The sequence below is a fragment of the Citrobacter sp. RHBSTW-00859 genome (assembly GCF_013729795.1).
Taxonomy (GTDB): Bacteria; Pseudomonadota; Gammaproteobacteria; order Enterobacterales; family Enterobacteriaceae; genus Citrobacter; species Citrobacter braakii.
The window spans coordinates 1957664-1970954 of sequence record NZ_CP056284.1; the positions used below are offsets into that span (position 1 = coordinate 1957664).

General features: G+C 54.8%; 16 protein-coding genes and 1 riboswitch. All 16 genes read left to right on the forward strand.

The window, feature by feature from the left end:
- Positions 1-6: 6 nt before the first annotated feature.
- The 16 genes from pocR (at position 7) to HV302_RS09675 (ending at position 13289) form a co-directional block, all read left to right on the forward strand.
- Positions 7-918 carry a transcriptional regulator PocR gene (gene pocR / locus HV302_RS09600; RefSeq protein ID WP_191212340.1) on the forward strand — a complete coding sequence of 304 codons (912 nt, stop codon included), beginning with the start codon at positions 7-9 and terminating at the stop codon, positions 916-918.
- A gap of 332 nt (positions 919-1250) precedes the next feature.
- A riboswitch (cobalamin riboswitch) is annotated at positions 1251-1425 on the forward strand.
- Positions 1426-1513: 88 nt separating this feature from the next.
- Positions 1514-2893, forward strand: a complete 1380-nt coding sequence (locus HV302_RS09605) for a cobyrinate a,c-diamide synthase (RefSeq protein WP_016156869.1) — start codon at positions 1514-1516, stop codon at positions 2891-2893.
- Complete coding sequence (gene cbiB / locus HV302_RS09610) at positions 2890-3849, forward strand: adenosylcobinamide-phosphate synthase CbiB (RefSeq protein ID WP_049281914.1); 960 nt, start codon at positions 2890-2892, stop codon at positions 3847-3849. Before HV302_RS09605 ends, cbiB begins: the two co-directional genes overlap by 4 nt.
- 10 nt (positions 3850-3859) lie before the next feature.
- Positions 3860-4492, forward strand: coding sequence for a cobalt-precorrin-8 methylmutase (locus HV302_RS09615; RefSeq protein WP_181627257.1), 633 nt, complete (start codon positions 3860-3862; stop codon positions 4490-4492).
- The gene (cbiD, locus tag HV302_RS09620; protein WP_181627258.1) at positions 4489-5625 is read left to right on the forward strand and encodes a cobalt-precorrin-5B (C(1))-methyltransferase CbiD; all 1137 of its coding nucleotides are present in this window, start codon (positions 4489-4491) and stop codon (positions 5623-5625) included. Before HV302_RS09615 ends, cbiD begins: the two co-directional genes overlap by 4 nt.
- A complete protein-coding gene (locus tag HV302_RS09625; protein WP_019077093.1) occupies positions 5619-6224 on the forward strand; it encodes a cobalt-precorrin-7 (C(5))-methyltransferase in 606 nt (201 codons plus the stop codon). The genes cbiD and HV302_RS09625 overlap by 7 nt, the downstream gene beginning before the upstream one ends.
- Entirely contained in the window at positions 6214-6783 is a 570-nt protein-coding gene (locus HV302_RS09630) for a decarboxylating cobalt-precorrin-6B (C(15))-methyltransferase (protein WP_016153521.1), read from the forward strand. Before HV302_RS09625 ends, HV302_RS09630 begins: the two co-directional genes overlap by 11 nt.
- A complete protein-coding gene (locus HV302_RS09635; protein WP_003030275.1) occupies positions 6776-7549 on the forward strand; it encodes a cobalt-precorrin-4 methyltransferase in 774 nt (257 codons plus the stop codon). The genes HV302_RS09630 and HV302_RS09635 overlap by 8 nt, the downstream gene beginning before the upstream one ends.
- On the forward strand, positions 7530-8585 hold the full coding sequence (gene cbiG / locus HV302_RS09640) for a cobalt-precorrin 5A hydrolase (protein WP_016156866.1): 1056 nt from the start codon (positions 7530-7532) through the stop codon (positions 8583-8585). Before HV302_RS09635 ends, cbiG begins: the two co-directional genes overlap by 20 nt.
- Complete coding sequence (locus tag HV302_RS09645) at positions 8585-9310, forward strand: precorrin-3B C(17)-methyltransferase (RefSeq protein ID WP_003030278.1); 726 nt, start codon at positions 8585-8587, stop codon at positions 9308-9310. The genes cbiG and HV302_RS09645 overlap by 1 nt, the downstream gene beginning before the upstream one ends.
- Positions 9307-10092, forward strand: coding sequence for a cobalt-precorrin-6A reductase (locus HV302_RS09650; RefSeq protein WP_016156865.1), 786 nt, complete (start codon positions 9307-9309; stop codon positions 10090-10092). Before HV302_RS09645 ends, HV302_RS09650 begins: the two co-directional genes overlap by 4 nt.
- 10 nt (positions 10093-10102) lie before the next feature.
- A complete protein-coding gene (gene cbiK / locus HV302_RS09655) occupies positions 10103-10897 on the forward strand; it encodes a sirohydrochlorin cobaltochelatase (RefSeq protein WP_019077091.1) in 795 nt (264 codons plus the stop codon).
- Positions 10894-11607: a cobalt-factor II C(20)-methyltransferase gene (locus HV302_RS09660; RefSeq protein WP_016156863.1), complete on the forward strand. Its 714-nt coding sequence runs from the start codon at positions 10894-10896 to the stop codon at positions 11605-11607. The genes cbiK and HV302_RS09660 overlap by 4 nt, the downstream gene beginning before the upstream one ends.
- Positions 11604-12341, forward strand: a complete 738-nt coding sequence (gene cbiM / locus HV302_RS09665) for a cobalt ECF transporter S component CbiM (RefSeq protein WP_181627259.1) — start codon at positions 11604-11606, stop codon at positions 12339-12341. The genes HV302_RS09660 and cbiM overlap by 4 nt, the downstream gene beginning before the upstream one ends.
- Before the next feature lie 2 nt (positions 12342-12343).
- On the forward strand, positions 12344-12625 hold the full coding sequence (locus HV302_RS09670) for an energy-coupling factor ABC transporter substrate-binding protein (RefSeq protein WP_006683999.1): 282 nt from the start codon (positions 12344-12346) through the stop codon (positions 12623-12625).
- Positions 12612-13289, forward strand: coding sequence for an energy-coupling factor ABC transporter transmembrane protein (locus tag HV302_RS09675; protein ID WP_181627452.1), 678 nt, complete (start codon positions 12612-12614; stop codon positions 13287-13289). The genes HV302_RS09670 and HV302_RS09675 overlap by 14 nt, the downstream gene beginning before the upstream one ends.
- The last annotated feature ends 2 nt before the right edge of the window (positions 13290-13291 follow it).

Here is a 13291-nt window from a genome sequence, read left to right on the forward strand (position 1 = left end):
TTTATCATGATTTCTGCGAGTGCCCTGAACTCAGAACTCATTAATAAAATCGCACAGGATTTTGCGCAGGCCACCAGTCTGGCCGTTGTGGTTGTCAATATTCACGGTGATGAAATTTCTGAGCTTTTTAATTTCACCCCTTTTTGCCAGTTGATGCGTCAGCATCCTCAGCACAGTACCCGTTGTCGTATGAGCGATCGCTGTGGAGGGCTGGAAGCCTCTAAATCCGATCAACCCTGCATCTATCGCTGCCACGCCGGACTTACCGATTTCTCAATTCCGCTGGTCATTGCGGGGCTCCTGGTAGGGTTTGTGCTTTGTGGCCAGGTACGCTTAAGTAACGATGTTGGTTTGGTTGATATTCTGAATGTAGATGACCGCTGGCAAGCCGATCCCGAACTGGTCAACGAGTTTCGTAATGTACCGGAAATGGATTATTCGCGAGTCATCGCCTCAGCGGATCTGCTGAAGCTCATCGTAGAAAATTGCCTTAAGAAACAACTTAATTTTGTGGTTATAAAAGATAACCCGCAGCAGTCAGAGCCGGTACGCGCTAACCGCAGCACCAATCCTCATGACAGCAAAATGAAAAAAGCACTGCGTTATATTGATGCGCATTTATCAGACGAATTGCGTCTGGAGGATGTCGCCTCTCATGTTTACCTTAGCCCTTACTATTTCAGCAAATTGTTCAAAAAATATCATGGTATCGGTTTTAACGCATGGGTAAACCAGCAGCGAATGGCCAGTGCAAAAGAGCTGCTTTGCCACAGTGACTGGAGCTTAGCCAGCATTGCGCGTAATTTAGGATTTTCGCAAACCAGTTATTTTTGCAAAGTTTTTCGTCAAACGTATCAGGTCACGCCGCAGGCATTTCGCCAACAAATAAATGTCATTTCACGTGGCGAATCCGCTTAAATGGCAATATTTTGCTATTGCCGATCTTTGATATAGGGCGCTATGCCAGTCATTATAAAATGAAAAGTAGCGACAGCAGTCAATAAATTGTCATAGCGCAACAAAATATTAGTATTAGAGGGATAAACTGCACCAGTTTTTATTTTTGTGATGAGATACAGTGTCTCTGTGAATGACTTTCTTTATTCTTTGTTGGCACTTTCATTCAGAATGCGAGCATATGAATAAGTGGGTTTATGCCAGGTAATTGGTTGAATGAACCCGGCAAGATATTAAATTGAATTATTGTCATGAGGTCGTGAATTTACCTCATAACAGAGAGCTTAATTAATCAGGCTCTTGAACTGACAGGTTTGCCACATTTGTGGTAGGGAAGGGGGTGAGAATCCCCCGCAGCCCCCGCTGCTGTGATGCTGACGACCCCGTATTGACCACTGATCGCAAGATTGGGAAGGACGGGTGAGGATGACGCTAAGCCAGAAGACCTGCCTGTCAGTGACTACCAACAACTTCGGTGGGAAGTGGGTGGTTCAGATGCATACAGTCGAGAGACTGGGTATCTTTACACCCCTACCACCCTGAACAGGATCAGGGTATGGCGGCCAATTTTCACGCTTTTGTTCTTGCAGGTACCGGAAGCGGCTGTGGTAAAACCACGGTGACGCTGGGCTTGTTGAGCTTGTTGAAAAAACGCGGTTTACGCGTCCAGCCCTGCAAAGTAGGCCCCGATTACCTTGATACCGGCTGGCATACCGCGGTATGCGGCACTGCTTCCCGCAATCTTGATAGCTTCATGCTTCCCGTCCCCACCCTGAATGCTTTATTTCGCGAGCACATGCAACATGCGGATATCGCCGTTATTGAAGGCGTTATGGGGTTGTATGACGGATACGGCACCGACCCAAACTACTGCAGCACCGCCGCGATGGCCAAACAGTTAGGCTGTCCGGTTATCCTACTGGTTGATGGCAAAGCCGTTTCCACCTCGATCGCCGCGACGGTAATGGGGTTTCAGCATTTTGATCCAACCCTGAATATTGCCGGCGTTATTGTTAACCGGGTTAACAGCGAAACGCATTACCAGCTCCTGAAAGTGGCGATTGAGCGTTACTGCGCTGTACCCGTCTTAGGCTACGTTCCCCGTATGGAAGGCGTTGCGCTTCCCGAGCGTCATCTGGGTTTGGTTACCGCGCGTGAGTCGGTTATCAACCAGCAGCCGTGGCAGGCGTTTGCCGCGACGCTGGAGCAAACCCTTGATATCGACGCGCTGCTGAGATTAAGCCAGTTAGACACGCTTCCTGCGGGTGAATGGCCAGCGTTGCCCGCCGCAGACGCCGGGGCAGGGCTAACGCTTGCCATCGCCGATGACGAAGCGTTCAACTTCTACTACCCGGACAACATTACGCTACTGGAGCGCACGGGGCTTAAGATTGTCCGTTTTAGCCCGTTGCACGACACCTGTTTACCCGACTGTCAGATGATCTGGCTGGGGGGTGGCTATCCTGAGTTACATGCTGCGGCGTTGGCCCGTAATATTGCAATGCTTAACCAACTGCGGGCGGCGCACCAGCAGGGTGTCGCGATTTATGCCGAGTGCGGGGGGCTGATGTATCTCGGCAGTTCGCTGGAAGACAGCCAGGGTGATACCTGGCTGATGGCGGATATCATTCCCGGTCACAGCAAAATGGGAAAACGTCTGACCCGATTTGGCTACTGCGAAGCGCAGGCCGCGCAGCAAACGTTGTTGGCTGCAGAAGGCGAAGTGCTGCGCGGACATGAATTCCACTACTCCGATTTTACCCCTGAAACTCCCGCGGTGATGAACTGTCGCAAAGTGCGCGATGGCAAAACGCTGCAAGCCTGGTCCGGCGGTTGGCAGGTGGGAAATACCTTTGCCAGCTATCTACACGTTCATTTTGCTCAACGTCCGCAGATGCTTAACCACTGGCTGGCAGCCGCGAGGAGCGCACTATGACCATCCTCGCGTGGTGTGTTGCCTGGCTGCTTGATTTTATCATCGGCGATCCGCAGAACTGGCCGCATCCGGTGCGCTGGATTGGCAATCTGATTTCTGCAGTGCAGCGAGTTGTTCGGCGTTACTGCCATAGCGACCGTGCGCTACGCATCGGTGGCGGGGTGATGTGGATTGTGGTGGTGGGGCTGACCTGGGTTGTGTCCTGGGGAGTACTGGCGCTGGCGCACTCTATTCATCCCTGGCTTGGTTGGGTGGTTGAGGTCTGGATGATCTTTACCGTGCTGGCCGGGCGCTGCCTGGCAAATGCCGCGCAGGATGTCGAGCGTCCGCTACGTGCCGGTAACCTTGCTGCAAGTCGGGAAAAGTTGTCATGGATTGTGGGACGTGATACCTCGCAATTACAGCCACAGCAGATCAATCGCGGCGTAGTGGAAACCGTGGCTGAGAACACCGTTGATGGCATCATCGCGCCGCTGTTCTTCTTGCTCCTCGGCGGTGCGCCTCTGGCGATGGCCTACAAAGCGGTAAACACCCTTGACTCCATGGTGGGCTACAAACATGAAAAATACCGCGCTATCGGTATGGTCAGCGCTCGTCTGGACGATGTCGCAAATTATATTCCCGCGAGACTAAGTTGGCTGCTGCTGGGCGCAGCGGCATTTTTATGTCGCCAGGACGGCGCGCGTGCTTTGCAGATTGGCTGGCGCGATCGCTACAACCACAGCAGCCCAAACTGCGCGTGGTCAGAAGCGTCCGTTGCCGGGGCATTAGGAATTCGTCTGGGTGGTCCTAATGACTACTTTGGCGAGCGTGTTGAGAAACCGTGGATCGGTGATGCACAACGCGACATTTCGGTAGACGACATTTCCCATACGATTCGATTGATGTGGGTGGCATCGATGCTGGCACTGGCGCTGTTTATTGCGCTGCGGTGGCTGCTGGTCGGTGTAGCCTGAGGACAACACAATGCAATATATCCAGCAACCCCAGGCGATTGAGGCCAAAAGTTTCGACATTATTGGCGAGATCATCCGTGAAACCCGCCCGGACTATCAGTTTGCCAGCCCGTTACATGAAGCCATTATCAAGCGGGTCATTCACACGACAGCGGATTTCGACTGGCTGGACATTCTGTGGTTTTCCAGTGATGTGCTGGAGCAGTTCTGTGCGGCGCTTAGCCGTTCGAGCGTGATTTATACCGATACCACTATGGCCCTTTCCGGGATTAATAAAACGCTGCTGGCAAAATTCGGTGGCGAATGCCGCTGCTACATCAGCGACCCGCGGGTCGTGCGGACGGCAAAAGAGCAGGGCATTACCCGGTCAATGGCGGCCGTTGACATTGCGGTGAAGGAAGAGGGTGAAAAGCTGTTTGTGTTTGGCAACGCGCCGACAGCGCTGTTCCGCCTGCTTGAGCATGATGTGGCCGTCAGTGGCGTAGTTGGTGTACAGGTTGGGTTCGTCGGTGCAGAAGAGTCGAAAGATGCACTGACCCAAAGCAATCTGCCCGCCATTGCTGCGTTAGGTCGTAAAGGAGGAAGTAACGTCGCCGCCGCGATCGTCAACGCCATGCTTTATCACATGCAGGGGGCGCGATGAGCGAGTCCTTCGATACGCCTGTGTGGCACAACGGTAAAGCGCTGCGTAAAGGATATACCACGGGATCGTGCGCGACGGCGGCGGCAAAAGTGGCGGCGCTGATGGTATTGCGCCAACACCTGATCCATCAGGTTTCTATCGTGACGCCATCAGGTGTGACGCTGTGTCTGAACGTAGAGTCACCGCATATCGAAGGACAGCAGGCGATAGCCGCCATCCGCAAAGACGGTGGCGATGATGTGGATGCCACTCACGGCATGCTGATTTTTGCCCGCGTGACGTTAAACGATAGCAAAGAGATAACCCTTCAGGGCGGGGAAGGCGTTGGCACGGTAACCCGCAAAGGGATCGGCCTGCCAGTGGGCAGTTCGGCGATTAATCGCACACCTCGCCAGACCATTGAGTCTGCGGTTCGTGAGGCGATTGGTCCGAATCGTGGGGCGCAAATTGAAATTTTCGCGCCGGAAGGCGAAGAGCGGGCGCAAAAAACCTACAACTCCCGCCTTGGCATTCTGGGCGGCATTTCGATCATTGGTACGACTGGGATCGTCACGCCGATGTCTGAAGAAAGCTGGAAACGTTCACTGTCGCTGGAGCTGGAAATTAAGCGAGCGGCGGGGCTGGAGCGTGTCGTACTGGTGCCAGGAAACCACGGCGAACGTTTTGTGCGTGAGCAGATGGGGATCGACACCCAGGTTGTGGTCACTATGAGCAATTTTGTCGGCTACATGATTGAAGAAGCCGTACGTCTGGGGTTCCGACAAATTGTGCTGGTGGGACACCCTGGTAAGCTCGTCAAAATTGCGGCGGGGATCTTTCATACCCACAGCCATATTGCCGATGCTCGCATGGAAACGCTGGTGGCCCACCTCGCGTTACTGGGGGCGCCGCTGGAACTGCTCACGCTGGTCAGCGACTGCGATACCACCGAGGCGGCGATGGAACACATAGAAGCATACGGTTTTCAGCACATTTACAACTATCTGGCTAAGCGCATCTGTATGCGCGTCCTGCAAACGTTGCGCTTTACCAAAAATCCCCCGACCTGTGACGCCATCATGTTCTCTTTTGATAATCAGGTGCTTGGAAGTAATCGCCCGGTCGCAGAGATTGCTGAGGAGATGCAATGTTAACCGTTGTAGGGATGGGGCCAGCCGGTTTGCATTTGATGACGCCTGCTGCGCGCGAAGCGGTCGCAACGGCTGATGTTCTGGTCGGTGGAAAGCGACATTTGCAGCAATTCCCGGATTTTACCGGTGAACAGTTTGTTCTCGGCGCCAATATTCTCGAACTTTTGAACTGGATTTGCGCGCACCAGGAGCAACGCGTTGTGGTGCTGGCATCTGGCGATCCGCTGTTTTACGGCATCGGGACGCGCATGGTGGCGCATTTCGGTATTGAAAATGTGCGCATTATTCCCGGTATTAGCGCGGTGCAGTACCTGTGTGCGCAGTCCGGTATTGATATGAATGATATGTGGCTGACCAGTAGCCATGGTCGCAGCGTCTGTTTCGATGAACTGGCGCGACATAACAAGGTGGCTATGGTGACAGATGCGCAGTGCGGCCCGCGTGAAATTGCGCAGCAGCTCATTGCACGAGGCAAGGGACATCGCTGGATGGTGATTGGCGAAAACCTGGCAATGGAAAACGAACGGATCCATTTCCTGCCTGTGAACGAAGTTAACGCCGACTATGACATGAATGCAGTGGTGATCCTTGATGAAAGATGAGCTGTTTCTACGTGGAGAGAAAGTGCCGATGACCAAAGAAGCGGTACGTGCACTTGCCCTCTCAAAACTTGAATTACACCGCGCCAGTCACCTGATTGATATTGGCGCGGGAACCGGCAGCGTGTCGATAGAAGCCGCGCTGCAATACCCTGGATTGCGCGTGACGGCAATCGAGCGTAACCCGGCGGCGCTCAGGTTGCTGGATGAAAACCGCCAGCATTTTGCCTGTGCAAACATCGACATTTTTCCCGGTGTTGCACCGATGACCATCGCTGAAAAAGCCGACGCTATTTTCATGGGCGGCAGCGGTGGCCATTTGACTGAACTGATTGACTGGTCAATGCGTCAATTGCATCCCGCAGGGCGGCTGGTGATGACATTCATCCTCCAGGAAAACCTCAACACCGCGCTGGCACATCTGGACCATCTTGGCGTACCGGGAGTGGATTGCCTGCAGCTACAGGTTTCCTCGCTTACCACGCTTGGCAGTGGTCACTATTTCAAACCGAATAACCCCGTATTTGTTATCGCCTGTCAGAAGGAAGGAAACCATGTCTGAGATTTTTGATCCCCGTAGCGTGTGGTTTGTTGGCGCAGGTCCTGGCGATCGCGAGCTGATTACCCTCAAAGGTTACCGGTTGCTACAGCAGGCGCAGGTTGTTATCTACGCCGGCTCGCTGATTAACACGGAATTGCTGGAATATTGCCCTGCTGGTGCTGAATGCCACGACAGCGCTGAACTGCATCTGGAGCAGATCCTTGATCTGATGGAAGCCGGAGTGAAAGCGGGTAAGACCGTGGTGCGTCTGCAAACCGGCGATGTTTCGCTGTACGGTTCCGTGCGCGAGCAGGGCGAGGAACTGACCAAACGCGGGATTGACTGGCAGGTGGTGCCCGGCGTCAGCGCATTCCTTGGTGCGGCGGCGGAGTTGGGCGTTGAGTATACCGTGCCTGAGGTCTCACAGAGCCTGATCATTACCCGCCTGGAAGGACGCACGCCGGTGCCGGAGCGCGAACAGCTGGAGTCATTTGCCAGTCACCAGACATCTATGGCGATTTATCTGTCCGTTCAGCGTATTCATCGTGTGGCCGAGCGTTTGATTGAAGGCGGTTATCCGGCGACCACGCCCGTGGCGGTGATCTACAAGGCAACCTGGCCGGAAAGCCAGACCGTGCGCGGTACACTGGCGGATATTGGCGACAAGGTTCGTGATGCGGGCATCCGTAAAACGGCCCTTATTCTGGTCGGTAATTTCCTGGGCTCGGAGTATCACTACTCCAAACTCTATGCGGCGGACTTTAGCCATGAATACCGTAAAGCCTGAGTCAATTGCGCTTTTTTGCCTGACCCCGGGAGGCGTTACGCTGGCAAAACGTCTGGCGGCCATGCTGCCGGTTACCTGTTTTACCAGTGAAAAGCTGCTGGAGGAGGGATTCATTCCTTTCGAAAACGGCTTTGCGAATACCGCCCGCGAAGCGTTTGCGAATTACTCGGCGCTGATTTTTATCGGTGCGACCGGCATTGCGGTGCGCGTGCTGGCCCCGCTGGTTAACGACAAATTTTGCGATCCGGCGGTGGTGGTCATTGATGAACGCGCCCAGCATGTCATCAGCCTGCTCTCCGGTCACGCGGGCGGTGCCAATGCGCTGGCGCGGTATCTGGCGGGCATGTTGGGCGCCGATCCGGTGATCACCACTGCGACGGATGTCAACGATATGGCGGCACTGGATACGCTGGCATTTCAACTGAATGCCCGGATGTGTGATTTCCGTTCGGCGGTGAAGATCGTTAATCAGATGCTGGTCAGTAATAAGCGGGTTGGGCTGTGGTGGGATGATGAACTGACGCAGGATGTCAGTCATTGCGACCGGCGCGGTTTTATCACGGTAACCGATCTCAATCAGCTTCCTGAACTGGATGCGCTGGTGTGTATCACCTTACGCACCAACTTGCCCGATCTGCCTGTTCCGCACTGGAAGCTGGTGCCACAACGTGTTGTGGCCGGAATTGGTTGTCGTCGTGACACGCCGTTCCCGTTGCTGGCCGCGCTGCTTGCCAGGCAACTCGAAGCCCAGCAGCTCGATCCGCTGGCGCTAAAAGCGATTGGCAGTATCACGCTGAAAAAAGATGAACAGGGACTTATCCAACTGGCTTCGTGCTGTCGCGTTCCTTTCGAAACCTTTACTGCTGACGCGCTGCGTGAGCATGAACACCGTTTCCCGGCCTCATCGTTTGTTCGCAAAACGGTGGGTACAGGAAGCGTTTCCGGTCCTGCAGCCTGGCTGCTGAGCCACGGAAAACTGTTAGGCGAGACCCTGCGAGAACAGGGCGTCACTATCACTTTGGGAGTTTCACACTGATGTTAAGCGTAATTGGAATTGGCCCTGGCTCGCAGGCAATGATGACCATGGAAGCCGTTGAAGCATTGCAGGCAGCGGAAATCATCGTTGGCTATAAAACCTACACCCACCTGGTAAAAGCGTTTACTGGCGACAAGCAGGTGATCAAAACCGGGATGTGCAAAGAGATTGAACGCTGCCAGGCGGCGATCGAACTGGCGCAGGCGGGCCACAACGTGGCGCTGATCAGCAGCGGTGATGCAGGGATTTACGGTATGGCCGGGCTGGTGCTTGAGCTGGTCAGCAAGCAAAAGCTGGATGTTGAGGTCAGGCTGATCCCAGGAATGACGGCCAGCATTGCCGCCGCCTCTTTGCTGGGCGCGCCGTTGATGCACGACTTCTGCCACATCAGCTTGAGCGATCTGTTAACACCGTGGCCAGTTATCGAAAAACGTATAGTGGCTGCCGGCGAAGCAGACTTTGTAATCTGTTTCTACAACCCGCGTAGTCGGGGTCGCGAAGGACATCTGGCGCGCGCATTTGAGCTGCTTTCTGCCAGTAAGAGCGCGCAAACGCCGGTGGGTATTGTGAAGTCAGCCGGACGTAAAAAACAGGAAAAATGGTTGACCACCCTGGGGGAAATGGACTTTGAACCGGTTGATATGACCAGCCTTGTGATCGTTGGCAACAAAACAACCTATGTTCAGGACGGCCTGATGATCACGCCACGAGGTTATGTGCTGTGAATTACGGTGATGTGTTGGTCATGGGCGGTACCAGCGATGCGCGCATGCTGTGCCAGCAACTGGACGCAGCCAATGTGGCCTACACCCTGTCAGTTGCGACTCCAACGGGGAAGCAGCTGGCGGGAGATATCAAAGGTCAGGTGCGCTGCGGGCGTCTGGAGCGCGAACAAATGATTGCCTGGCTACAGGAAAATCGGACGCGCTGGGTGATAGACGCCTCGCATCCTTATGCCGAGGTGGTGAGCCGCAACATCATGAACGCCTGCGAAGCAGCGGGGGTACTGCTGAGCCGCTATCAGCGTCCTGAGCAGTTGAGCGGTTTAACCCATCCGCAGCTTTATACCGTACAGAGTATTCAGCAAGCCTGCGAGGTTGCGCGCCGCTTCGGTGACCGCGTGCTGCTGACGACCGGCAGTAAAGATCTGGCTATCTGGCGCGAAGGGTTGCCTGAAAAAACGCTGCTGGCGCGCGTCCTGCCTGTACCCGAGGTTATTCAGCAATGCGCGGACCTGGGATTTGGCGTCGGTGAGATTTTTGCATTGTGCGGGCCGTTTAGCGCCGAGTTCAACGCTGCGTTTTATCGCCAGTGTCAGGCTGATGTGGTGATCACTAAGGCATCCGGTGCGGAAGGTGGTTATCAGGAGAAAGTTCAACCCTGTCTGGATGCTGGTATCCCCTGCATCGTGATTACACGTCCGGCACCGTTGGTGACGGGAGAAGAGTTACTGGAAAGTCAGGCCGCCTTTGGGGCGCGTTTAACGCGCTGGCTGGCCGCTGCTTAAGGAGTTAGAGATGAAAAAGGCGCTTCTGGTGGTCAGCTTTGGCACCAGCTATCACGACACCTGTGAGAAAAATATTGTGGCTTGCGAGAGCGATCTCGCAGCCAGTTGCCCTGACCGCGACCTGTTCCGGGCGTTTACCTCCGGGATGATTATCCGCAAGCTCAAGCAGCGCGACGGCATTGAGATCGACACGCCGCTGCAGGCGCTGCAAAAGCTGGCGGAGCAGGGGTATCAGGACGTGGCTATTCAGTCGTTGCACATTATCAACGGTGATGAATACGAAAAAATTGTCCGCGAAGTGCAAAGCATGCGCCCGCTTTTTTCTCGCCTGACGCTGGGTGTTCCGCTGCTGAGCAGCCATGACGATTACGCCCAGCTGATGCTGGCGCTGCAACAGCAAATGCCGGTGCTTGGCGAAAATGAAAAAGTGGTGTTTATGGGACACGGTGCCAGCCATCATGCCTTTGCCGCCTATGCCTGCCTCGACCATATGATGACGGCACAGCGCTACCCGGCGCGGGTTGGGGCGGTGGAAAGCTACCCGGAAGTCGATGTGCTGATTGAAAGTTTGTCTCAGGAAGGGGTGACGGCGGTGCATCTGATGCCGCTGATGTTAGTTGCTGGCGATCATGCCATCAATGATATGGCCTCTGACGAAGAGGATTCCTGGAAAACATTGTTCAATGCGGCCGGGATACCGGCTACGCCGTGGCTCAGTGGTCTGGGCGAGAATCCGGCGGTTCGCGCTATGTTCGTGGCGCATTTACAACAGGCGCTTAATGTGGCGCTGGAGGAAGCAGCATGAGCGGAAAACTGTACGCATTAAGCACCGGGCCAGGCGCTTCCGATCTTATCACCGTGCGGGCCGCACGCACGCTGGGTACGCTGGATATTCTCTATGCGCCCGCCGGGCGTAAAGGTGGCGACAGTCTGGCGCTGTCGATCGTACGTGAATATATCGGTGAGCAGACCGAAGTTCGTTGCTGCCATTTTCCTATGAGTGCTGACAGCGCTGAAAAAGAGGCGGTATGGGATGACGTTGCGGCCGCGCTGGTTCAGGAAGTCGAAGCGGGTAAGCAGGTGGGCTTTATTACTCTCGGCGACGCCATGCTGTTCAGCACCTGGGTTTTTTTACTCCAGCGTATTGGCTGTCCTGACTGGTTAGAAATCGTCCCGGGCGTGACCTCTTTTGCTGCGATTGCAGCGCGCTCAAAAACGCCGCTCGCCATGGAGCAACAGTCACTGGCCGTGGTCTCCTGTACCGCGCCGGAAGCGGAAATCCAGCAGGCGTTAAAGCAGCATGACAGTCTGGTGCTGATGAAGGTATACGGTCGTTTTGCGCGCATCAAAGCGCTGCTGCAACAAGAGGGTTTGTTGGGCTGTGCATTGATGATGTCTGAAGCCACGCTGCCGGGTGAACAGTGCTGGCGTCATCTCGATGAGGTGAGCGACGATCAGCCGCTGCCTTATTTCTCGACCATTCTGGTCAATAAACAGTGGGAGTATGCACAATGAAGCTTGAACAACAGCTAAAACAGCTGTCTTTCAGCGGGTTGGCTGCGGCGCTATTACTGATGGTTGTTCCTGAACAAGCGTTCGCCATGCACATAATGGAAGGTTTCTTGCCGCCGATGTGGGCGCTGGCCTGGTGGCTGCTGTTTTTACCGTGCCTGTGGTACGGGCTGGTGCGGCTGCGCCAAATCGTGCAGGAAGATAGTCACCAAAAAGTATTACTGGCTCTGTGCGGCGCGTTTATTTTTGTGCTGTCGGCGCTGAAAATTCCTTCTGTTACCGGAAGTTGTTCGCACCCTACCGGGGTAGGCCTGGCGGTTATCCTGTTTGGACCGGGCGTGGTGGCAATCCTTGGGGCAATCGTCCTGCTGTTCCAGGCGCTGTTGCTGGCGCACGGTGGTTTGACAACGCTTGGCGCTAACGGCATGTCGATGGCGGTGATTGGCCCGGTGGTGGGTTACATGGTGTGGAAAATGGCCTGCCGTGCGGGATTGCGTCGTGATGTTTGCGTCTTCCTGTGCGCGATGCTGGCGGATCTCGTCACCTATTTCGTGACCTCGGTGCAACTGGGCGTGGCGTTCCCGGACCCATCCGCTGGTGCTACGGGTTCAATCATCAAGTTCATGGGGATTTTCTGCCTGACGCAGATCCCAATTGCGATAGCGGAAGGTCTGCTCACCGTAATGATTTATGACCAGTTAACCAAACGGCAGTTGACTACCGCTCAAGGACATTAACGATGAAAAAGACGCTGATTTTGTTAGGGATGGTAGTGGCGCTGGTGATCCTGCCGTTCTTTATCAACCATGGTGGAGAGTACGGCGGCTCAGACGGTGAGGCGGAGAGTCAGATTCAGGCAATTGCCCCACATTATGAGCCGTGGTTCCAGCCCTTGTATGAACCGGCAAGCGGTGAGATTGAAAGCCTGCTGTTTACGCTCCAGGGATCGCTGGGCGCAGCCGTGATTTTCTACATTCTGGGTTACACCAAGGGCAGGCAACGCCGTGATGACCGGGCTTGACAGGCTTAGCTATCAAAGCCGCTGGTTTCATATCTCACCCGTGCGGAAATTTCTGCTCTGGCTGATGATGATGATTCTGGCGTTTACTCTGCCCCCGTTGGGGCAGGGTATTGAGCTGTTACTGATTGCCGCGCTGAGCTGCTGGCTGCTGCGCATTTCCTTCTGGCGCTGGTGTCGCTGGATGGCATTACCGTTTGGTTTTCTGACGGTCGGCGTCGTGACCATTCTGTTTAGTTTTAGCCGCGATCCGCAGACGCTGCTGGCCAGCATCCCCGTTGGAAGCTATTGGTTAGGCGTTAGCGCGCCAGGGCTTGTCACCGCCAATGAAACCTTCTGGCGCAGCCTGGCTGCGCTGGCGGCGACGTTCTGGCTGGTCCTGAATCTGCCGTTTCCGCAATTAATTATCTTACTCAAACGCGCGCACGTTCCTCGCCTGCTCACTGAGCAGATCCTGCTAACCTGGCGCTTTATTTTTATCCTGTTAGACGAGGCGCTGGCTATTCATCGCGCACAAACGCTACGTTTTGGTTATCGTAGCTTGCCGTTGGGCTATCGCTCGCTGGCGATGCTGGTGGGATTGCTGTTTACCCGCGTGTTGATCCGCTACCAGCAAATGACCACCACACTGGATATCAAACTGTATCAGGGTGATTTTCACCTGTAAGG